Below are 19,384 nucleotides of genomic sequence, written 5' to 3' on the forward strand. Positions count from 1 at the left end.
TTCCTCCAAATGCGGGAACATCTGGAACAAAAGGGGTTAACTGTGGTACCCCCTGAAAACCGGGGGTTTTCGTCAATGGGCCTGGTAGACGCGATTTCGACCATCGAGGCGTCGGATACCATCGACGAGCTCAGCTCGTCATTGCATCGCGTTGTCCAGAATTACGGCTTCTCGGGCTTTGCCTTTGTCGATGCCGGCCGGCCCGACCTTGATCTGCCCTATCATATCGGCACATTTCCCGACGCCTGGAAGCGGGCGTATGTGCAGAACGAGTTCGTTCATGCCGATCCGGCGCTGGCGCGGTCACGACGTACCAACACGCCGTTCAGCTGGAGCAGCCTGAAGCTGCCGGAGCGAAGCGGACGGAAGCGACCGCCCGAGGTCAAGACGATGGATGCCGCCCGGGAGTTCGGGTTCAAGGACGGCTTCGTCGTTCCCTTCCACTATCGGGACCGGCTCGGCGCGGTGCATTCGAGCTCGACGGTGTTCTTCTGGGAAGACGAGCCGCGCGACTTCGACAAGCTGTTCGTCTGCCATCGCCATGAACTGCATCTGTTGATGATCTACTGGGTGCAGCGGGCGATGGACATCGTCAACCGCGACCAGCGCAACGCGCCGACCATCCTCAAGCCCGCGGACGCCGCCGAGACCATCAAGCTCACCGGGCGGGAGAAGGAAGTGATCGCCTGGGCGGCGCGCGGCAAGACCGTGGCCGACACCGCGCAGATCCTCGGCATTTCACCGGAGACCGTGGAAGGCTTCATCAAGCAGGCGCTGCGCAAGCTCGAGGCATCCAACAAGACCCATGGGGTGGCCAAGAGCATCGCGCTCGGAATTATCGATTTGTGAGCGGCGCCGCGCAGCCATGGCGGTGCTCCCGGGGCTGCCGCCATGCCGACCGCATCGCCCTGCGAGGACCAGACACCGCGACCTGTGGCGCGGTCACACATCCGGGTTGGGTTCATCTCCCCCGTCGCCCCCTGATTGCATTCGCGCACGGTCTTGATAATAAGGGCCGTGGCCGGATGACGCTGATGCGAGCATCCCAGACCAGGGTGCGCACTCCGGTGCCCGTCCGGCGCGACTGCCCGGCTGGCGTAGAGGCGCGGATCATCCTGCACGTTGCCCGGTACGGCAGGACCCGTTGTCCAGCCGCATGATCCGTAGAAGTCCCATCGCGACGAACCGCCGGTTCATTTGCTACCAACTTTCGTAGCGGAAATGCTGTCCACGGACCTAGCTGGAGATGGTCTGAACGCATCATGAGCACGTCACAGGACGACCAGATCGACCAATTGGTGCAGGCGCGCTGGCGCGCCATCGGGCTGTCGCAGGCGGATCTCGCCGAGATCCTGTGCGCCGGCGCCTCCCTGCAAAAGAACGGCGTCGACGGCACGGTGAAGATCGATACCGGTCGCCTGGCGACGGTCGCCGAGATGCTCGGAATCGCCGCCGACATCCTCAATCGCCGGCCGGTCACGGCAGCACCGGCGCAAGCCGGCCAGACGGCGGAATCGCTGCAGTCCCTGCTCGAACTGCGCATGCTGCGGGTGTTTCGCGACGTGCAGGACCCCGACACCAAGCGTATCCTGATCGAGCTCGCCGAGCAGATCGTCAAGCGCCAGACCACGCCGCCGGAGACCGGCTAGGACCAGGCGTTCGATCCCCTGCGCGACCGGGGCTGGCCCGGCCAGGCGCCGTCATGCTGCTTGGTGAAGGGGTCTTCGCGCATGGTCGCGATGCGTCTATCCCCATTGATGGAATGACGAAATCCGTGTCTGTGATCCGAGCCGGGGAGATCCATACCGGCCCGGCGGTGCCAGCCGGGCAGGCCGCGGCGTCGTGAACCCGGGCCCTCTTTATGTCTGCCTCCGATTCCACCACATCAACGCCTGCGGCCGGCTCCTGGATCGCCAACCAGCCTTATCTGCTGCTCTGCATCACCGCGACATGCTGGGCCGGCAATGCGATCGTCGGCCGCCTCGCCGCCGGCCACATTCCGCCTGTGACGCTGTCGTTCCTGCGCTGGTCGGCGGCATTCCTGATCATCCTGCCGTTTGCCTGGAAGCACCTCGTCCGCGACTGGCCCGTGATCCGCAACAATCTCGGCATCATGGTGCTGATGTCGATCACCGGCATCAGCGCCTTCAATACGCTGCAATACTGGGCGCTCGAGCACACCCAGGCGCTCAACACGCTGCTGCTGCAATCCGCGGCACCGCTGGTGGTCGCGCTGTGGTCGCTGATCCTGCTCGGCGCACGGCTGACGCTGGCGCAATTGTTCGGCGTGCTGCTGTCGCTCGCCGGCGTGCTGGTGATCCTGCTGCACGGCGATCTCACGACGCTGTCGAAGATCGAGTTCAACAAGGGCGATCTGATCTTCATCGTCGCATTGGTGATCTTCGCGCTGTATTCGGTGCTGACCCTGAAGCGGCCGAAAATCCACGGCCTGTCGGTCGCCGCCTTCACCTTCGGCTGCGGCGCGCTGGTCCTGATCCCGCTCTACATCTGGGAACTCGGCGCGCGTCCGGTGATGCAGCTCACGATCAACAACCTGCTGTCGCTGTTCTATGTCGCGGTGTTCCCCTCGACTCTGGCCTATCTGTGCTTCAACCGCGGTGTGCAGCTGATCGGCGCCAACCGCGCGGCACCGTTCTTCCACATGGTTCCGGTGTTCGGCACCATCATGTCGATCGTGTTCATCGGCGAGCATCCGCAGGCCTTCCACTTCATCGGCTTCGCGCTGGTGCTGGCCGGCGTCTTTGCCGCGTCGCGGAAGCAGTCGACGACGTGACTGTCGGAAGAGCACGTCTCCATCCTTCCCTCTCCCCGTTCTTACGGGGAGAGGGTCAGGGTGAGGGGCTCGCTCAGCAAAGACGGAGCGAGATGAATTCGCGGAGACACCCCCTCACCCGGATCGCATCTTCGATGCGATCCGACCTCTCCCCGCAAGCGGGGCGAGGTAAGGAAAGCCCGCGGTGACTATCGGCGGCAAATCCGCTATCTCCTAGGGTCTGCTTCGCAGACGGGTTTTACGCATGGCGCGCGCCAGCAATCTCTTGATCGGCACCCTGACGCTGGCCCTGATCGCCGGCTCGCTCGGCGGCTGGCTGGGCTATCAGCGCTATGCCGGCATCAAGCGGATGGTGCCGTTCCGCGTCATCTTCGAGGGCTCGGCCTCCGGCCTGCGCCGCGGCGGCAGCGTCAATTTCGCCGGCGTGCGGATCGGCGAGGTGGTCTCGATCCGGCTCGACCGGCACCGCGTCGTGGCGATGACGCGGATCGAAGGCAACGCCCCGATCAAGAAGGACACCCAGGCCGGCCTCGAATTCCAGGGCCTGACCGGGATCGCCTCGATCTCCTTCACGGGCGGCACCGACGATGCGCCGCCGCCTGCGCTCGGCGCCGACGGCATTCCCGAACTGACGGCCGACGCCGAAGGCACGATGGGGATCCAGGAGAAGCTGCGGGTCGCGCTGCGCAATGTCGACCGCGTCATCAGCGAGAACGAGGCCGACATCAAGGACTCGCTGCTCGGGCTCGAGAACTTCACCAATTCGCTGTCCGGCAATGGCGAGTTGATCGCCGGCTTCATCGACGCCGCCGACGACGGCATCAGCGCGGTCGACGCCAAGATGAACTCGGCCGACAAGTTCCTGAAAAGCTTCGGCAGCGACAAATATGGCGGCGAATTGCTGCCGACCGTGATCTCGCTGCGCGAGCTGATCCAGAGCTTCGACAAGAAATCCACCGCCATGATCGCCGAGACCCGCAGGACGCTCAGCGACGTCAGCCAGTCCGTCAACAAGTTCAACGAGAAATTTGTCGGGCCCGCCGGCAGGCGCTAGTCTGGCCTTCCGACCAAGAACCAAGAACAACGGAAACGCTCAACGTGCACGACCGGACCGCAGCCCCCTCTCCGCCTCCCGTAACCGTCAATCGCGCAGCACCCGCCGTACCGCGGCATCTGCGGCGCTATCTCACGCTCGACGATTTCGAGCCGCAGGCGCGCCGGCTGCTGCCGAAATTCCTCTACGGCTACATCTCCGGCGGCGCCGAGACCGATATGGCCCGCACCGACAATCGCCGGGCGTTCGAGGAATACGGCTTCGTGCCGCGGGTGCTGCAGGACGTCTCCGGCCGCGACCAGACCACGACGCTGTTCGGCAAGAGCTACGCCTCGCCGTTCGGCATTCCGCCGATGGGCTCGTCCGCGCTGTGCGCCTATCGCGGCGACATCGTGCTGACGCGCGCCGCTTCTGCCGCCAACATCCCGATGATCCTGTCGGCCTCTTCGCTGATCACGCTGGAGGACGTTCGCGCCGCCAATCCTTCGGCCTGGTACCAGGCCTATCTCGCCGGCCTTCCCGAGCGGATCGAGCCGCTGGTCGATCGCGTCGCCGCCGCCGGCTACGACACCTTCGTCGTCACCGCCGACGTGCCGGTGCCGCCCAACCGCGAGAACAATATCCGCAACGGCTTCCAGGTGCCGCTTGAGATCACGCCCCGGGTGTTCTGGGACACCATCACCCATCCCGACTGGTGGCCAACACCTGGGCGCGCACCGTGTTCAATCACGGCATGCCGCATTTCGAGAACATGGACGCCAAGCAGGGCCCGCCGGTGCTGTCCAAGAACCTGATGCGCAACATCGGCAGCCGCGACCAGCTGGCCTGGAAGCATGTCGAGCTGATCCGCAAGCGCTGGCGCGGCAAGCTCGTGGTCAAGGGGCTGATCGCGCCGGAAGACGCCCGGCTGGCGCGCGAGCATGGCTGCGACGGCGTCATGGTCTCCAACCATGGCGGCCGCCAGCTCGACTACACCGTCTCCGGCTTGCGCACGCTGCCGGAGATCGCGGCGCAGAAGGGCGACATGACCGTGATGGTCGATGGCGGCATCCGCCGCGGCACCGACGTGATCAAGGCGCTGGCGCTCGGTGCGGACTTCGTCTGGATCGGCCGGCCGTTCCTCTATGCCGCCGTCGTCGCCGGCGAGGCCGGCGTGGCGCGCGCGATCTCGCTGTTGCATGCCGAGATCGACCGCGATCTCGCGCTGCTCGGCATCCGCAGCCTGAAAGAGATCACTCCGGACCTGGTGCGGAAGTTCTAGAGCGTTTTCGAGCGAAGTGGATACCGGTTCGCGTGAAGAAAACGCCTCACAACAAGAGTTTGGAGCCCCGTTGCGATTCTATCGGAACGGGAAAGGCTCCAGGCTCACGCATAGCGCGCCGCGCCCATGCACAGCGCGGTGATCGCGAGCAGGGCGGCGGCGATGCGCTGGGCGACCGCCAGCCGCGAGCGAGCGGCTGAGTTATCGCCGGCATCATTGCGCAGCTGCCGGACTGCGCCGCCGCCGACGATGACCTGCACGGCAATCGCGGCCAGCGCCGCGATCGCGCCACCCGCTGAGAATCTGCTCCGACAGCCCGAACGAGCCTTCATGGACCAGGCGCCACAGCGTGGCGCCGGTCACGATCGCGACCGTCGCGGCGCCGATTTGCGGAAACAGCAGCTTTTCGCCGCCGAGGCCGCCGGTGCGCGCCAGGGTGAAGCTCGAGCCGGCCCAAAACACCGATGACAGGACATGAAGGGACAGCGCTATGATGAGGACGGTCTGCATGATGTCGCTCCGGATGGGCATTGAAAATTAGATATACATAATGTATAGTCAATCTGACGAAAGCAAGGCAAACCGATGCCGCCGCGCAGCTATGTGAGCCCGGCGCGCAGCGCCGCCGCCGCCGAGACCCGCGAGCGCGTGATCGAGGCCGCCTCGCGCACATTGCGCGACGAGAGCATCGCGCGCTTCTCGCTGGATACGGTGGCCAAGGCGGCCGGCGTGACCCGGCTGACCGTCTACAACCAGTTCGGCTCGCGGCGCGGGCTGCTCGAGGCGGTGTTCGACGAGATCGCGCGCCATGGCGGGCTGCACCAGCTCGCCGACGCCATGACGATGGCCGATCCGCGCGCCGCGCTCGACCGGATGGTCGAGATCTTCTGCGGATTCTGGAGCCGGGATTCCGCGGTCGGCCGGCTGCACGACGCGATGGCGACCGATCCCGAATTCGCCGAGGCCGTGCGCGAGCGCAACGAGCGCCGCCGCCGCGGCGTCACCGCATTGATCGACCGCATCGCGGGCAAGAGCGCGTCACAGCAGGCCCGCAGCGACGCGGTCGACCTGATCTTCGCGCTGACGAGCTATCCGACCTTCGCCTCGCTGAGCGCGGGGCGGTCGAGCGATGATGTCTGCCGTGTCGTGCAGAGCGCCTGCCACGCGGCGCTGCAGCCGCTCGCAAACCCGTCATCCTGAGGGTCGCTGTCCATCAACCGTCATTGCGAGGAGCGTTAGCGACGAAGCAATCCATCGTTCCACTACGCGGTGAAATGGATTGCTTCGCTACGCTCGCAATGACGGGATGGGAGCCGGCTCGTCGGCTACCCCATCTTGAACTTGCTGTAGGCCTCGCGCGTCGCGATGATGACGTGCTCCTCGCAGCCGTTGCGGCGATGCGGGTCGCAGCGGTCTTCGTAGTCGGCCGAGGTCATCATGTCGATGAAGGCGGCGACGCTCGGGTAGTAGACCAGCGCGAGATAGTCCCAGCGCTGCCCGGCCGGCTCGCCCAGCGCAACCGTCTCGGCGCTGCCGGTCCACAGCAGCGTGCCGCCGCGCGCCTTGATCATCGGGACGGTGAGCGCGCTGTAGCGCAAATAGGCATCCCAGCCCGAGCCGTCGCCGTCGAGCGACCGCGCGCGAAACCGCATCAGATTGACCATCACGACCGGCGCCTCGCGGTCCAGCTCGTTCAGGCCTTTGACGTTCAAGAGATCGACACCCATCACCCGCTCCCGCCCAAAGCCCGTCACTCCCGCCACATCGGTCCGGCCGCAACGATTATGTCACATCGCGGGACTAGCCTGAAATACCGCCGGGCCGTAAGCTCAGGCCAGCTCTCGGAGGTCAAGGCCGTGATGACCCTTCCAGAACTAGCGGCCGACGCGCTCGGCAAATTCCTCGGCGAGTACATGCAGCGCCGGTTCGGCTCTTCGCAGACCCAGCTGGTGGAAATGGTGCCCTCGATCGCCCGGATCGCGCTCGAATGCATCGGCAACAGCGACGCGCTCTATCACAATGTCGAGCACACCATGCTGGTGACGCTGGCCGGCCACGACATCCTGCGCGGCCGCGCGCTGCACTCGCACATGAGCGCCGAGGACTATGCCCACGTCATCATCGCCTGCCTCACCCATGACATCGGCTATGTGCGCGGACTGTTCGAGGCCGACGGCCAGGACGGCTATCTGGTCGATGCCGACGGCCGCAAGATCATCCTGCCGCGCGGCTCGTCGGATGCGGCGCTGATGTCCTACCACGTCGACCGCTCCAAGATCTTCGTGATGGAGCGGCTCAAGGGCGTCACCCTGCTCGACAAGGAGCGCATTGTGCGTGCCATCGAAGGCACCCGCTTTCCGCTGAGCGCCCCTGATGACGATGAGGATTTCGGCGAAGAGGCCACCCTGCTGCGGGCCGCCGATTTGATCGGCCAGCTCGGAGATCCCCACTACATCCGCAAGGCCAACGCGCTGTACATCGAATTCGAGGAGGCCGGACTGAACCGCCAGCTCGGCTACGATTCGCCGGCCGATCTCGTCGACCGCTATCCGCGCTTCTACTGGGACAGCGTCGCGCCGCATGTGCAGAAGGCGATCCGCTACCTCAACATCACCTCCAGCGGACGGCAATGGATCGCCAATCTCTACAGCAACGTGTTTCGCGCCGAGCGCGACATCTCGCTGTCGGGGCCGCAGAAATAGGCAGGGATGCAGCGCAATCTCTCCGCTCGTCGTCCCGGCGAAAGCCGGGACCCATAACCACAGGTTTGAGTTGTTAGAAGGCTGTGGCCCCAGCGTCGTGCAACAATGACCTTCGGTGGTTATGGGTCCCGGCTTTCGCCGGGACGACATCGAGTATGTTGCGTCATCGAGAGGCATTCATTCACGGTCTCTCAGGATGACGGGTTCTGTTATTCCGCGGCAGTGTGGCTTCCGTGTCAGATTGAGCCCCCGCGCATGGCTCCAATCCGCTCTTTCGTCTTGTCGCGGCGGCGGATTCGGGCACAACATCCGCCCAATAATGACCGCCTTGCCCGCACCTGCCACAACGCCACGCCGCTCGCCGCTCAACTGGCTCAATAACCAGCCCTATCTGCTGCTCAGCCTGACGTCGCTGTTCTGGGCCGCCAACATCGTGCTGGCGCGCCATGTCGGCAGCCATGTGCCGCCGGTCACGCTAACCACGATCCGCTGGTTCGGCGTCTTCCTGATCCTGTTGCCGTTCGCCTGGCCGCATCTGAAACAGGACTGGCCGAAGCTGCGCGGCGCCCTGCCGCTGCTGCTGCTGCTGTCCGCGGTCGGCTTCGCCTTCAACAACGCGATCTCCTACTGGGCGATGCAGTACACCGAGGCGCTGAACGCGCTGCTGATCCAGTCGGCGGGGCCGCTGTTCGTGGCGCTGTGGTCGCTGATCCTGTTCGGCGTGCGGCTGACGCCGGCGCAGCTGGCCGGCATCGCGATCTCGCTGGCCGGTGTGCTGACCATCATCCTTCGCGGCGACTTCTCGGCGCTCGCCAGCATCAGCTTCAACCGGGGCGACATCATGTTCGGCGCCTCGCTGGTGTCGTTCGGGCTCTATTCGGCGCTGATCCCGCGACGGCCGAAAATCCATCAGCTCTCGCTGATCTCGTTCACCACTTGCTGCGGTGCGCTGATGCTGCTGCCGGTGGCGGCCTGGGAGTTCGCCAACGGCGTGACGCTGAAGTTCGACTTGCTGACCGGCGCAACGCTCGCCTATGTGCTGATCTTCCCGTCCACGCTCGCCTATCTGTTCTTCAACCGCGGCGTCGCGCTGATCGGCCCGAACCGCGCCGCGCCGTTCTTCCATCTGGTGCCGGTGTTCGGCTCGGCGATGGCAATCCTGCTGCTCGGCGAGACGCTCGCGCCGTTCCATCTGATCGGCTACGCGCTGGTGCTCGCCGGCGTCATCATCGCCTCGCGGCAAGGATCGGCCAAGGCATCGGCGAAGCACTAGACTAGCCTACCTTGCGCAAGCCGGCGGATTTGCGTGGCGAATGCGACTTTGCCGCCAGGGTTTCCGTGATGAAGTCGATAAACCGCCTCACCTTGGCCGGCACGTGGTTACGCGAGGCGTAATAGACGTAGAGCGGAAAACGTTCGTCGGGCCAGTCCGGAAACAGCTCGATCAGCGCGCCGCTCCTCAGGTGATCGTCGAGGCCGAGATCGATCACCTGCGCGATGCCGAAGCCGGCCAGGCAAGCGCCGAGCTTGGTTCCTGAATCGGTCACGGTGAGCCGCCCGTTGACCGCGACCGGCACGACCTCGTTGCCGCGCCGAAACTCCCAATCGAAGGGACGCCCGGTCGACGCGTCGATTGCATGGATGCACTGATGGTCGCGGCTTGCCAGCTCCCGCGGATCAAGCGGCCGGCCGTGTCGTTCGAGATAGATCGGCGAGGCCACGGTGAGCACGCGCGTATCGAGCACGCGGCGCGCAATCAGCGCCGACGGCGTCGGCTCGCCGAAACGCACCGCCAGATCAAAACCGTCGCTGACCAGATCCGCGATCCGGTCGCGGGTCTCGATACGCAGCTCCATGCCCGGATTCTGCAGCAGGAACTCGCTCAGCTTCGGCGACAGCACCATGCGGGAGAACAACGGGTCGACATTGACCCGCAGCCTGCCGCGAACCGCATCGCGCGATTTCGAGGTCTCCGCCGCCGCCTCGCCGATCCCGGCCAGATGCGCGGCAACCCGCTCGCACAGCGCGCGTCCTTCCTCGGTGAGCTCGACGGCGCGGCTCGTGCGGTGAACCAGCCTGGCATCGAGGCGCGCCTCGAGCTTCGCGATCGCCTTGCTGACCCCGGATTGCGTCATGCCGAGCCGTTCGGCGGCCCGGCCAAAACTGCGCGCATCCGCCAGCGCCGCGAGGACCACCAGGCCGCCAACCAGCCGACCATCAACTTCGTCCATGCCGATGCCTCTCAGTCATCCAAGAGATGACCGCCCAGTCGTAGCACTCCGCCACCATATCGGTCACTGTCGGCGCAGATCACCGGTTCGATCCGGTGAGGCCACCGCCACATCATCCGCCAAGGAGATATTGCAATGAGCGACATCCAGGCCATCGCATCCGCGATCGATGGATATTTCAACCTGATGTATGACGTCGACGATAGCCGATTCCGCGACGTCTTCTCCGACGCCTGCATCGTGCACGGCATCCGGGACGGCAAGCACACGGTGCGGTCGGCCGCGGAATTCCGCGACTTCATCCGCAGCCGTCCCTCGCCGTCGTCGATGAAATCACCGCGCGAGGAGGCCATCATCAGCATCGACCAGACCGCGTCCGACCTGGCCATCGCCAAGGTGCGCGTCAGGGCCGGCCAGACCGGCTTCATCGACCATCTGGTGTTTCATCGGATCGACGGCCGGTGGCTCATCACCACCAAGGCGTTTCACGTCGCGCAGGTCTTCCCGGCGGGATCGTAGCGTCCTCACTGTCAGATTTCTGACTATCGGAATAATGGCCCTGATTTGCCCGACGTGTCAAGCTGCCTGGTCGAGCGCCGGCCGCCACCGGCTCCTTTGCATGGGGTTGTTTTCGATATTTTTGGCAGCGCGCCCCGGCGACGGCCCGGGCGTGGCCATGCGGCGAAAGGCTGCTCCCGACACGGCTTCCGCAGCCATGGCGGCCGGGCTAGCTTCGGCCGCAATGGGCCTGTTCAGGGCCTGCGCGGGGGGACGACGACATGGTCATGGGATTGAGACGATACTGCTGCCTGGCGGCCGCAGCCGCCGCCGCGCTTGCGGCGATATCGGGGGCGGCACTTGCCCAGACCTATCCCACCCGCAACATCACGCTGGTGCTGCCGTTTGCCGCCGGCAGCGGCACCGACACCACGACGCGGCTGATCTCCAAGGAGCTCGGCGTTGCGCTCGGCGTCGGCATGGTGATCGACAACCGGGCCGGCGCCAACGGCTCGATCGCGGCGAACTATGTCGCCCGCTCCGCGCCCGACGGCTACACGCTGTTCGTCACCACGAACACGACGCACTCGGCCAATCCGTATCTGCTCAAGACCATGAACTACGATCCGATCAAGGATTTCACGCCGATCGCGCGCACCGGCGACCTGCCCTTCATGCTGGTGATCCATCCGGACATCCCGGCGAACTCGGTCGCCGAGCTGATCGCGCTCGCCAGGAAGGAGCCGGGCAAGTACAGCTACGCCAGCGGCTCGTCGTCGGCGAGCGTCTCCGGCGCGACCTTCGCGCGGCTCGCCGGCATCGACCTTCTGCATGTGCCCTACAAGAGCTCACCGCCGGCACTGACCGACGTCATCGCCGGCCGCATCTCGATGATGCTCATCGACGTGCCGACCGGGCTGCCGCACGTCAACGCCAAGGTGCTGAAGCCGCTCGCCGTCACCACCAAGCGGAAGTCGGCGCTGCTGCCGGACCTGCCGACGATGGACGACACCGTCAAGGGCTTCGATATCACCTCCTGGCAGGGCTATCTCGGCCCCGCCAACATGCCGAGGGACGTCGTGGTCAGGCTGAACGCGGAGATCCGCAAGATCATCGAGCGGCCGGATATCAAGAGCCAGCTCGCCGAGCGCGGCATGGAGGCATTCTCCGGCACGCCCGAGGAGTTCGAGGCATTCCTCAAGGAGCAGCTCGTGCTGTGGGAAAAGCTGATCGCCGACGCCGGGATCGAGAAGCAGTAGGCCCCGGTCATTGCGAGCGAAGCGAAGCAATCCATCGATCCGCGTGCACGGAAAGATGGATTGCTTCGTCGCTACGCTCCTCGCAATGACGTATGGGGCAGGCCTACAAACCTTACGCCGCGCGCACCTTCTGAAGGAACTCGTCGACCGCGTTGCGCAGCATGCCCGATTGCGTGTCGAGCTCGCGGGCATTCGACAGCACGTCGCCGGCCGCGGTGCCGGTGGCGGCGGCCGCCGACGTGACGCCGCCGATATGGGCGGAAATCTCGCTCGAGCCGGCCGCGACCTGCTGGATGTTGCGCGCGATCTCGCGCGTCGCATCGCCCTGCTGGTCGATCGCGGTCGAGATCGAGGCGGTGATCTCGCTCATCTGCGCGATGGTCGCTGTGATGCCGCCGATCGAGGTCACCGCCTCGCCGGTGGAAGCCTGCATCGCCGCGACCTGCGCCGAGATCTCCTCGGTCGCCTTCGCGGTCTGGTTGGCCAGCGCCTTCACTTCGGAGGCGACGACTGCGAAACCGCGGCCGGATTCGCCGGCGCGCGCCGCCTCGATGGTGGCGTTGAGCGCGAGCAGGTTGGTCTGGGCGGCGATCGAGTGGATCAGCTTGACCACCTCGCCGATCTTCTCGGCGCCGGTGGAGAGCGCCTGCACGGTCGCGTTGGTGCGCTCGGCGTCGGCCACCGCCTGGCTCGCGACCTCGCTGGAGCGCGCCACCTGGCGGGAGATCTCAGCAACCGAGCTGGAGAGCTCCTCGGCGGCAGCAGCGACGGTGCCGACATTGTTGGAGGCGCTGTCGGACGCGGCGCCGACGGTCGCGGCCCGCGCGCTGGCGTCGCTTGCGGTCGCGGTCATCGACTGCGCCGTGGTCTGCATGCCGGCGGCGGCGGAGGCCACCGTGCGGACGATGCCGTTCACGCTGCGCTCGAAATCGTTGGCGATATTCTCCATCGCGCCACGGCGCTCGGCCTCCGCGCGTGCTTTGGTCTCGGCCTCGGCCTGTTCCAGGCCGCGGATGCGAACCGCGTTGTCCTTGAAGACCTGAACCGTGGCCGCCATTCCGCCGACCTCGTCACCGCGGCCGACGCCGGGGATGTCACCGTCGAGCTTGCCGTCGGCGATGTCGCGCATGCGGGCGCCGAGCAAATTGAGCGGACGGGAGATGCTGCGGCCGATCAACCAGGCGACCGAGCCGGAAACGATGCCGATGCCGAGGATCGCGAGGCCGAGCAGCCAGGCAATCGGCCGCATCTTGGCATCGATATCGTCGAGATAGGCGCCGGTGCCGAGATACATATCGAAGCCGGGGACCGCGACGGCATAGCCGAGCTTGCGGATCGGCGTCTCCTGGCCGGGCTTGACATAATCATAGAACAGCAGGATCTCGCCCTTGGCCTTCACGCCGTCCATCAGTTCCTGCGAGAGCTTGCGACCATTGGTCACGACGTCCATGCGATTGGTTCCGACCTGCTTCGGATCGGGCGCCAGCACCGTGATGCCGCTGTAGTCGGTGCCGAACAGATAGCCGGCGCCGTTGTCGTAGGTCAGGGTGTTGGCACGCTTGCCGAACTCGGCGAGTGCCGCTTCCTTGGTCAGCTTGCCGGCATCGACATCCTTCTTCAGGCCCGCCGCCATGTTCTTCGCCATCTCGACGATGGCCTTGGCCTGGTCGATGCGCGCATTCAGCATCTCCCGCTGCATCAGGTGACCGGCGAGGATGCCGGCCGTGCACAGGCCAAGGAGGGTCACCCCCACCAGAATGCCGAGCTTGGGGGTGATCTTCAGATTTGACAGCTTCACGGGGGTCTCCAGAAGAGGCGGGGAACGCGACGCGATTGGCGGATTGATTCCGCGCACCGTAATGTGAGACCCTTTACCTGATGGTTACGGAGGTTCCCCGTAGAAGCCCGGAGAATCAAGCCGCTGACCAACCGGCAATTGTGGAGAGAACAGCGCGGCTCGCGTACAAGCATGGGAAGGCGGCGACCCCAGCCGCGCTCCAAGAAGCAAGAAGAAGCAAGATCAAGAAGCAAACCAGCAAGAAGCAAGAACAGCAGACTCACATCGGGAGCAGATAATGTCGAAATTCAGGGTGGTCACGCCGAAGGGCGCGAGCTTCACGGTCGCCGGCGGCGGCTACGATTATGAGCGCGAGGCGCTCGATCCGATCGGCGCCGAGATCATCGAGGCGCCGGCCAATGAGGCCGAATTCATCGCCGCGGCACGCACCGCGGACGCGATCTACGCCAAGGGCATGCCGATCACCAAGGCGGTCATCGACGCGCTCGAGAATTGCAAGGTGATCACGCTCGGCAGCGTCGGCGTCGACTCGGTCGACGTCAAGGCCGCGACCGCCCGCGGCATCCCCGTCACCAACATTCCCGACACCTTCATCGAGGAGGTCGCCGACCACGCCATGATGCTGCTGCTCGCCGGCTTCCGCCGCCTGATCGAGCAGGACAAGATGGTGCGCACCGGCCGCTGGGCCGAGGGCCGTCCGGCGCTTCTGAAGATTCCGCGGCTGATGGGCCAGACGCTCGGCTTCATCTCGTTCGGCCGGGTCGCCCGTGCGGTGGCCAAGCGCGCCGCGCCGTTCGGCCTCAGGATGGTGGCCTACGATCCCTTCATCCAGGAAACCCTGATGTACGACCACGGCGTGATCCCCTCGACGCTGTCGGAGGTGCTGTCGCAGTCGGATTTCGTCTCGATGCACGCCCCGGCGCGGCCCGAAGTGCACCACATGCTGACCGAGAAGCATTTTCGCCAGATGAAAAAGTCGGCGATCTTCATCAACACCGGCCGCGGCGCCACGGTCGACGAGGAATCGCTGATCAAGGCGCTGCAAGAGGGCTGGATCGCCCACGCCGCGCTCGACGTGCTGGAAAAGGAGCCGCCGTCGCACAACAATCCGATGCTCGGGATGGACAATGTTACCTTGACCGCCCATGTCGCCTCGGCGTCGGCACGTTTTGACGAGGCGCGCAAGCGCCGGGTGGGCTACGAATTGTCACTAGTGCTGCAAGGCATGTGGCCGGTAAGCTGCGTCAACCCGTCGGTGCTGCAAAACACCGCGTTGCGCCGCTGGCAGCCTGTCAGCATGGATCGCGGTCCGAACAGCTAGGGCGGGAGTGCGCTTCTCGTGCGGGGCCCGTCTCTTGCGGGCCCTTTGCGCGGCTGGCGCCGAGACCAAGACACCTTCACCGGCGGCCAAACGCCGGGAAGGAAAAACAACAACGAAACAATAAGAACGGGAGTGAGAACGACATGAAGTACGAGATCACGCGTCGCGACGCGCTGGTGCTAGGGGCTTCCGCGGCGGCGCTGGCGGTCACCGGCGCTTCGGCGCAGGAGGCGTCGAAGGTGAAGGCAGCCGACGTCGCGGCGCCGTCGCTGCCGATCGAAAAGGACGCCACCTTGCGCATGCTGCGGCCGGTGCGCTTCGTTCAGGCCGACGAGGACGTGTTCCGCGCCAATGCCAAGAAATTCACCGACAAGACCGGCGTCGAGATCAAAGTCGACTTCGTCGGCTGGGAGGACATCAACCAGCAGACCGCCGTGACCTCGAACTCCGGCGCCGGGCCCGACATCATCATCGGCTTCGGCGACGCGCCGCACATCTATATCGACAAGCTGATCGAGCTGACCGATGTCGCCGACTATCTCGACAAGCGCTATGGCGGATGGCTCACGCTGGCGCGCCGGTACGGCATGCGCTCGAAGTCGAAGAGCTGGGTCGGCCTGCCGTTCGGCGCCTCGGGCGGCCCGCTGGTCTACCGCAAGTCGCTGGTCAACGCCGCCGGCTTCGACAAGGTGCCGGAGGACCACGCCGGCTTCCTCGACCTCTGCAAGAAGCTGAAGGCGGCCGGCAAGCCCGCGGGCTTCGCACTCGGCAACGCGGTCGGCGACGGCAACGGCTTCGCCAACTGGCTGTTGTGGTCGCACAACGCCGCGCTGCTCGATGAGGAAGGCAACATCATCATCAACAGCAAGGAGACGATCGCGGCGCTGAAATATCTGAAGGAACTCTATCCGACCTTCATCGCCGGCACCCCGTCCTGGAACGACGTTTCCAACAACCGCGCCTACTCGTCGCAGGAGATCGGCCTGACCGCAAACGGCGTCTCGCTGTATTTCTCGCTGAAGAACGATCCCGCGACCAAGGCGATCGCCGACGACACCGCGCATCAGTTCCTGATCAAGGGACTGGCCCCGACCTCTCCGATGTCCGGCCTGACCTTGAACGCAATGGTGTTCAAGCACAGCAAGTATCCGAACGCGGCGAAGGCGTTCCTGCAGTTCATGCTGGAGCACGAACAGTACGAGCCGTGGCTCAACGCCAACTCCGGCTACTGGTCGCAGCCGCTGGCGGCCTATGCCGACGCCGCGGTGTGGTCGAGCGACCCCAAGGTCGCGATCTTCAAGGACACGATGCGGAGCCCCTACTACAACGGCTACAAGGGGCCGATCTCGACCGCGACCGGCGCCGTCAACGCCGACTATGTGCTGGTGCAGATGTGCGCCTCGGTCGCGACCGACGCCGCAACGCCCGAAGCCGCCGCCGCGGAAGCCGAACAGCGCGCCAAGCGGTACTTCCGGCGGCAGGGCCGGTAAGATCGACTCAAGCCGCTGTCATTCCGGGGCGATGCGTAGCGTCGAACCCGGAATCTCGAGATTCCGGGTCTGGTGCTAACGCACCATCCCGGAATGACCCTGGAAGTCGGACCGAGACAAGAACCTGATGTCTGTCACCACTCTCCCCTCACGCGGCGCGGCGCTGCACCAGCCGGGCTGGCTCGCGCGCCTGTTCGACTACAAGCCGTTCCTGATCGTGATGTGCCTTGCGCCCGCGATCGGCCTGCTGCTGGTGTTCCTCACCTATCCGCTGGGCCTCGGCATCTGGCTCGCCTTCACCGACACCACGATCGGCCAGCGCGGCATCTACATCGGACTTGAGAACTTCCAGTATCTGCTCAAGGATCCGTTGTGGTGGAACGCGGTGTTCTATTCGATCTTCTACACCGCGATCGCAACTTTCGGAAAGTTCGCGCTCGGCTTCTGGTTGGCGCTGCTGCTCAACAACCATTTTCCGTTCAAGAGCCTGATCCGCGCCATCGTGCTGCTGCCGTGGATCGTGCCGACGGTGCTCTCCGCGCTTGCATTCTGGTGGATCTACGATCCGCAGTTCTCGATCATCTCCTATCTCCTGGTCGACGTGCTGCACTGGCGCGACAGCAATGTCGACTTCCTCGGCTCGCCCTGGCCGGCGCGGTTCTCGCTGATCGCCGCCAATATCTGGCGCGGCATCCCGTTCGTCGCGATCTCGCTGCTGGCGGGGCTGCAGACCATCTCGCCCTCGCTCTACGAGGCGGCGATGCTCGACGGCGCCACCTCCTGGCAGCGCTTCCGCTACATCACCTTCCCGATGATGATGCCGATCCTGGCGATCGTGATGACGTTCTCGATCATCTTCACCTTCACCGACTTCCAGCTGGTCTACGCCATCACCCGCGGCGGCCCGGTCAACTCGACCCATCTGCTCGCGACACTGGCGTTCCAGCGCGGCATCGCCGGCGGCGAACTCGGCGAGGGTGCCGCGATCGCCGTCTCGATGATCCCGTTCCTGGTGTTCGCAACATTGTTCAGCTACTTCGGCCTCGCGCGCCGCAAATGGCAGCAGGGAGAAGCCAATGACTGACGTTGCAGCCCAATCCTCCAACGTCGCCAGCGCCACGCCCGATACGATGGCGTGGGACTCCCGCGCCCGGCGCGTGGTGATGATCTATCTGCCGCTCGCCTGCTTCATCCTGATCCTGCTGTTTCCGTTCTACTGGATGGCGGTCACCTCGTTCAAACCGAACGCGGAGCTGCTGAACTACAAGGAGCACAATCCGTTCTGGATCACCTCGCCGACGCTGGCGCATATCAAGCATCTGCTGTTCGACACGGCGTATCCGCGCTGGCTGAAGACCACTATGCTGGTCGCGATCGGTTCGACCTTCCTGTCGCTGTTCGCCTCGACGCTCGCCGCTTACGCGATCGAGCGGCTGCGCTTCCGCGGCAGTCCCTATGTCGGCCTCGGCATCTACCTCGCCTATCTGGTGCCGCCGTCGATCCTGTTCATTCCGCTCGCCACCGTGATCGTGCAGTTCGGCCTGTTCGATTCGCCGCTGGCGCTGATCCTGGTCTATCCGACCTTCCTGGTGCCGTTCTGCACCTGGCTGTTGATCGGCTATTTCAAGTCGATCCCCTACGAGCTCGAGGAATGCGCGCTGGTCGACGGTGCGACGCGGTTGCAGATCCTGTGGCGAATCACGCTGCCGCTCGCAGTGCCCGGCCTGATCTCGGCCGGTATCTTCTCCTTCACGCTGTCCTGGAACGAGTTCATCTACGCGCTCGCCTTCATCCAGAGCGGCGCCAACAAGACGGTGCCGGTCGCGATCCTGACCGAGCTCGTCACCGGCGACGTCTACCAGTGGGGCGCGCTGATGGCCGGCTCGCTGCTCGGCTCGCTGCCGGTCGCGCTGTTCTACTCGCTGTTCGTCGACTACTACGTGTCGTCGCTGACCGGCGCGGTGAAGGAGTAACTGGGCACAGGTACGCGCAATTCGCTCTATCTCCGTCATCCTGAGGTGCGAGCCTCTTCGGCGAGCCTCGAAGGATGCACGGCCCCGCCGGTGGCCGATTCATCCTTCGAGGCTCGCTCTGCTCGCACCTCAGGATGACGGGGAAGGAAGCGCGGCCTGGATCAACAAGAATCTGACACTACCGCGGCACAAACGCGACCGGCACGGAAAAACCCATCGAGCCTTGCGTGATCTCGGACGGAAACGCCGGAAACGGCTGGGCCTGGCGCACCATCGCCAGCGCGCGCGCGTCGAAGGTCGGATTGCCGGAGGAGCCGCCGAGATGGCTCGACAGCACCTGCCCGCCGCGGCCGAGCGTGAACACCAGGCGGACGACGCCGCGCTGGCCGTTGCCGCCTGCGGGATAGGAATGGAAGCGCAACAGATGCGCGCGGACGCGGGCGTTATAAGCGGCGATCGCTGACGCGGCCGCGCCGGCGCTGATCGCGGACGCAGCCGGCGCCTGCCGTTCGGCGCGGCTCGGCGCGCTGGTGCGCGGTGCCGGGGTTGCCTCGGACGGCTGCTTTGCTTCCCGACGAACCACTTTCGGCTTGACCGGTTCGACCTTCGTCTCCGGAACGACTTTCGCGGGCTCGGGTTGCGGCGGCGTGATCTGCTGCTTCTGTTCCGGCGGCGCGACGACGTCGGGCTTCTCCTGCATCGGCGTCGGCGCGATCTCCTGCGGCACTGGCTGCGCGGCGGCAGGCTCCGGCGGCGACGCGTCGGCCTCCTGCATCGCCGGCCCCGGCGGCAGCTCGGTCTCCGAAATCTCCGGCGCCGAGGTGATCGGCGTCAGATCGACCAGCACCGCCGACACCGCAACGCCGGGCGGCGGCGCCGGGACCCAGCTCATGCCAACCGCGAGCACTGCCGCATGCGCCGCCAGGATCGCAGCCACCGACAGGCCCCAGCGCCGCAGCCAGATCTCGTCGCCCGCATCATGAAGCGCGTACGCATTCATGGA

At 65.3% G+C, this 19,384-nt stretch carries 19 protein-coding genes and 1 pseudogene; 14 read left to right on the top strand and 6 right to left on the bottom strand.

The features are described 5' to 3' along the window. Positions 1-75: 75 nt before the first annotated feature. From ACSKB9_RS18195 to ACSKB9_RS18215, 5 genes and pseudogenes are all read left to right on the top strand, one after another. The gene (locus ACSKB9_RS18195; protein WP_016842683.1) at positions 76-849 is read left to right on the top strand and encodes a helix-turn-helix transcriptional regulator; all 774 of its coding nucleotides are present in this window, start codon (positions 76-78) and stop codon (positions 847-849) included. A 413-nt stretch (positions 850-1,262) separates the two neighbouring features. Then, the gene (locus tag ACSKB9_RS18200; protein WP_253625436.1) at positions 1,263-1,649 is read left to right on the top strand and encodes a hypothetical protein; all 387 of its coding nucleotides are present in this window, start codon (positions 1,263-1,265) and stop codon (positions 1,647-1,649) included. Positions 1,650-1,861: 212 nt separating this feature from the next. Further along, entirely contained in the window at positions 1,862-2,794 is a 933-nt protein-coding gene (locus ACSKB9_RS18205; protein WP_438074678.1) for a DMT family transporter, read from the top strand. 244 nt (positions 2,795-3,038) lie between these two features. Beyond that, positions 3,039-3,848: an MlaD family protein gene (locus ACSKB9_RS18210; protein WP_438074680.1), complete on the top strand. Its 810-nt coding sequence runs from the start codon at positions 3,039-3,041 to the stop codon at positions 3,846-3,848. A gap of 119 nt (positions 3,849-3,967) precedes the next feature. After that, positions 3,968-5,109: pseudogene (locus ACSKB9_RS18215) on the top strand (alpha-hydroxy acid oxidase). Between the two features lie 104 nt (positions 5,110-5,213). Here ACSKB9_RS18215 and ACSKB9_RS18220 read toward each other — a convergent pair. Continuing rightward, positions 5,214-5,369, bottom strand: coding sequence for a hypothetical protein (locus ACSKB9_RS18220; protein ID WP_438074682.1), 156 nt, complete (start codon positions 5,367-5,369; stop codon positions 5,214-5,216). Further along, complete coding sequence (locus ACSKB9_RS18225; protein ID WP_438074684.1) at positions 5,323-5,619, bottom strand: hypothetical protein; 297 nt, start codon at positions 5,617-5,619, stop codon at positions 5,323-5,325. The genes ACSKB9_RS18220 and ACSKB9_RS18225 overlap by 47 nt, the downstream gene beginning before the upstream one ends. 75 nt (positions 5,620-5,694) lie before the next feature. Between ACSKB9_RS18225 and ACSKB9_RS18230 the strand changes: the two genes are divergently transcribed. Further along, complete coding sequence (locus ACSKB9_RS18230; RefSeq protein ID WP_076829962.1) at positions 5,695-6,309, top strand: TetR/AcrR family transcriptional regulator; 615 nt, start codon at positions 5,695-5,697, stop codon at positions 6,307-6,309. 125 nt (positions 6,310-6,434) lie between these two features. Here the strand turns inward: ACSKB9_RS18230 and ACSKB9_RS18235 are convergent, their stop codons facing one another. Further along, complete coding sequence (locus ACSKB9_RS18235) at positions 6,435-6,836, bottom strand: DUF1330 domain-containing protein (protein WP_253625433.1); 402 nt, start codon at positions 6,834-6,836, stop codon at positions 6,435-6,437. Positions 6,837-6,965: 129 nt separating this feature from the next. Here ACSKB9_RS18235 and ACSKB9_RS18240 point away from each other — a divergent pair, with 129 nt between their 5' ends. Together ACSKB9_RS18240 and ACSKB9_RS18245 are read left to right on the top strand one after the other, a co-directional pair. Further along, a complete protein-coding gene (locus ACSKB9_RS18240; protein ID WP_092085207.1) occupies positions 6,966-7,811 on the top strand; it encodes a metal-dependent phosphohydrolase in 846 nt (281 codons plus the stop codon). 319 nt (positions 7,812-8,130) lie between these two features. Continuing rightward, a complete protein-coding gene (locus tag ACSKB9_RS18245; RefSeq protein ID WP_438074686.1) occupies positions 8,131-9,084 on the top strand; it encodes a DMT family transporter in 954 nt (317 codons plus the stop codon). Position 9,085: 1 nt separating this feature from the next. Here the strand turns inward: ACSKB9_RS18245 and ACSKB9_RS18250 are convergent, their stop codons facing one another. Continuing rightward, positions 9,086-10,042: a LysR family transcriptional regulator gene (locus ACSKB9_RS18250; protein WP_438074688.1), complete on the bottom strand. Its 957-nt coding sequence runs from the start codon at positions 10,040-10,042 to the stop codon at positions 9,086-9,088. Positions 10,043-10,177: 135 nt separating this feature from the next. Between ACSKB9_RS18250 and ACSKB9_RS18255 the strand changes: the two genes are divergently transcribed. Further along, positions 10,178-10,561: a nuclear transport factor 2 family protein gene (locus tag ACSKB9_RS18255; RefSeq protein WP_438074690.1), complete on the top strand. Its 384-nt coding sequence runs from the start codon at positions 10,178-10,180 to the stop codon at positions 10,559-10,561. A gap of 260 nt (positions 10,562-10,821) precedes the next feature. Then, the gene (locus ACSKB9_RS18260; protein ID WP_438074692.1) at positions 10,822-11,799 is read left to right on the top strand and encodes a Bug family tripartite tricarboxylate transporter substrate binding protein; all 978 of its coding nucleotides are present in this window, start codon (positions 10,822-10,824) and stop codon (positions 11,797-11,799) included. 112 nt (positions 11,800-11,911) lie between these two features. On the opposite strand, the gene ACSKB9_RS18265 is transcribed toward ACSKB9_RS18260, so the two are convergent. Further along, complete coding sequence (locus tag ACSKB9_RS18265) at positions 11,912-13,597, bottom strand: methyl-accepting chemotaxis protein (protein ID WP_438074694.1); 1,686 nt, start codon at positions 13,595-13,597, stop codon at positions 11,912-11,914. A gap of 277 nt (positions 13,598-13,874) precedes the next feature. On the opposite strand from ACSKB9_RS18265, the gene ACSKB9_RS18270 reads away from it, so the two are divergent. The 4 genes from ACSKB9_RS18270 to ACSKB9_RS18285 all read left to right on the top strand — a co-directional run bounded on the left by ACSKB9_RS18270 (position 13,875) and on the right by ACSKB9_RS18285 (position 18,381). Then, positions 13,875-14,918 carry a C-terminal binding protein gene (locus tag ACSKB9_RS18270; protein WP_229192585.1) on the top strand — a complete coding sequence of 348 codons (1,044 nt, stop codon included), beginning with the start codon at positions 13,875-13,877 and terminating at the stop codon, positions 14,916-14,918. 143 nt (positions 14,919-15,061) lie between these two features. Then, the gene (locus tag ACSKB9_RS18275) at positions 15,062-16,408 is read left to right on the top strand and encodes an ABC transporter substrate-binding protein (RefSeq protein WP_057015596.1); all 1,347 of its coding nucleotides are present in this window, start codon (positions 15,062-15,064) and stop codon (positions 16,406-16,408) included. 127 nt (positions 16,409-16,535) lie between these two features. Further along, positions 16,536-17,492 carry a carbohydrate ABC transporter permease gene (locus tag ACSKB9_RS18280; RefSeq protein WP_026193343.1) on the top strand — a complete coding sequence of 319 codons (957 nt, stop codon included), beginning with the start codon at positions 16,536-16,538 and terminating at the stop codon, positions 17,490-17,492. Between the two features lie 46 nt (positions 17,493-17,538). Beyond that, positions 17,539-18,381 (top strand): carbohydrate ABC transporter permease, encoded by an 843-nt coding sequence (locus ACSKB9_RS18285; RefSeq protein WP_016840579.1) that lies wholly within the window; start codon positions 17,539-17,541, stop codon positions 18,379-18,381. Positions 18,382-18,559: 178 nt separating this feature from the next. On the opposite strand, the gene ACSKB9_RS18290 is transcribed toward ACSKB9_RS18285, so the two are convergent. Then, positions 18,560-19,381 carry a TonB family protein gene (locus tag ACSKB9_RS18290; RefSeq protein ID WP_438074697.1) on the bottom strand — a complete coding sequence of 274 codons (822 nt, stop codon included), beginning with the start codon at positions 19,379-19,381 and terminating at the stop codon, positions 18,560-18,562. Positions 19,382-19,384: the final 3 nt, after the last annotated feature.

The organism is Bradyrhizobium sp. BR 1433 (assembly GCF_051547665.1).
Classification (GTDB): Bacteria; Pseudomonadota; Alphaproteobacteria; order Rhizobiales; family Xanthobacteraceae; genus Bradyrhizobium; species Bradyrhizobium australafricanum.

Excerpts from the sequence above, each read along its gene's own strand:
- ACSKB9_RS18245 (WP_438074686.1), top strand. The coding sequence starts at position 8,131 with ATGACCGCCTTGCCCGCACCTGCCACAACGCCACGCCGCTCGCCGCTC.
- ACSKB9_RS18255 (WP_438074690.1), top strand. The coding sequence starts at position 10,178 with ATGAGCGACATCCAGGCCATCGCATCCGCGATCGATGGATATTTCAAC.
- ACSKB9_RS18275 (WP_057015596.1), top strand. The coding sequence starts at position 15,062 with ATGAAGTACGAGATCACGCGTCGCGACGCGCTGGTGCTAGGGGCTTCC.
- ACSKB9_RS18205 (WP_438074678.1), top strand. The coding sequence starts at position 1,862 with ATGTCTGCCTCCGATTCCACCACATCAACGCCTGCGGCCGGCTCCTGG.
- ACSKB9_RS18250 (WP_438074688.1), bottom strand. The coding sequence starts at position 10,042 with ATGGACGAAGTTGATGGTCGGCTGGTTGGCGGCCTGGTGGTCCTCGCG.
- ACSKB9_RS18270 (WP_229192585.1), top strand. The coding sequence starts at position 13,875 with ATGTCGAAATTCAGGGTGGTCACGCCGAAGGGCGCGAGCTTCACGGTC.
- ACSKB9_RS18210 (WP_438074680.1), top strand. The coding sequence starts at position 3,039 with ATGGCGCGCGCCAGCAATCTCTTGATCGGCACCCTGACGCTGGCCCTG.
- ACSKB9_RS18200 (WP_253625436.1), top strand. The coding sequence starts at position 1,263 with ATGAGCACGTCACAGGACGACCAGATCGACCAATTGGTGCAGGCGCGC.
- ACSKB9_RS18230 (WP_076829962.1), top strand. The coding sequence starts at position 5,695 with ATGCCGCCGCGCAGCTATGTGAGCCCGGCGCGCAGCGCCGCCGCCGCC.
- ACSKB9_RS18290 (WP_438074697.1), bottom strand. The coding sequence starts at position 19,381 with ATGAATGCGTACGCGCTTCATGATGCGGGCGACGAGATCTGGCTGCGG.
- ACSKB9_RS18280 (WP_026193343.1), top strand. The coding sequence starts at position 16,536 with ATGTCTGTCACCACTCTCCCCTCACGCGGCGCGGCGCTGCACCAGCCG.
- ACSKB9_RS18285 (WP_016840579.1), top strand. The coding sequence starts at position 17,539 with ATGGCGTGGGACTCCCGCGCCCGGCGCGTGGTGATGATCTATCTGCCG.
- ACSKB9_RS18225 (WP_438074684.1), bottom strand. The coding sequence starts at position 5,619 with ATGCAGACCGTCCTCATCATAGCGCTGTCCCTTCATGTCCTGTCATCG.
- ACSKB9_RS18260 (WP_438074692.1), top strand. The coding sequence starts at position 10,822 with ATGGTCATGGGATTGAGACGATACTGCTGCCTGGCGGCCGCAGCCGCC.
- ACSKB9_RS18235 (WP_253625433.1), bottom strand. The coding sequence starts at position 6,836 with ATGGGTGTCGATCTCTTGAACGTCAAAGGCCTGAACGAGCTGGACCGC.
- ACSKB9_RS18195 (WP_016842683.1), top strand. The coding sequence starts at position 76 with ATGGGCCTGGTAGACGCGATTTCGACCATCGAGGCGTCGGATACCATC.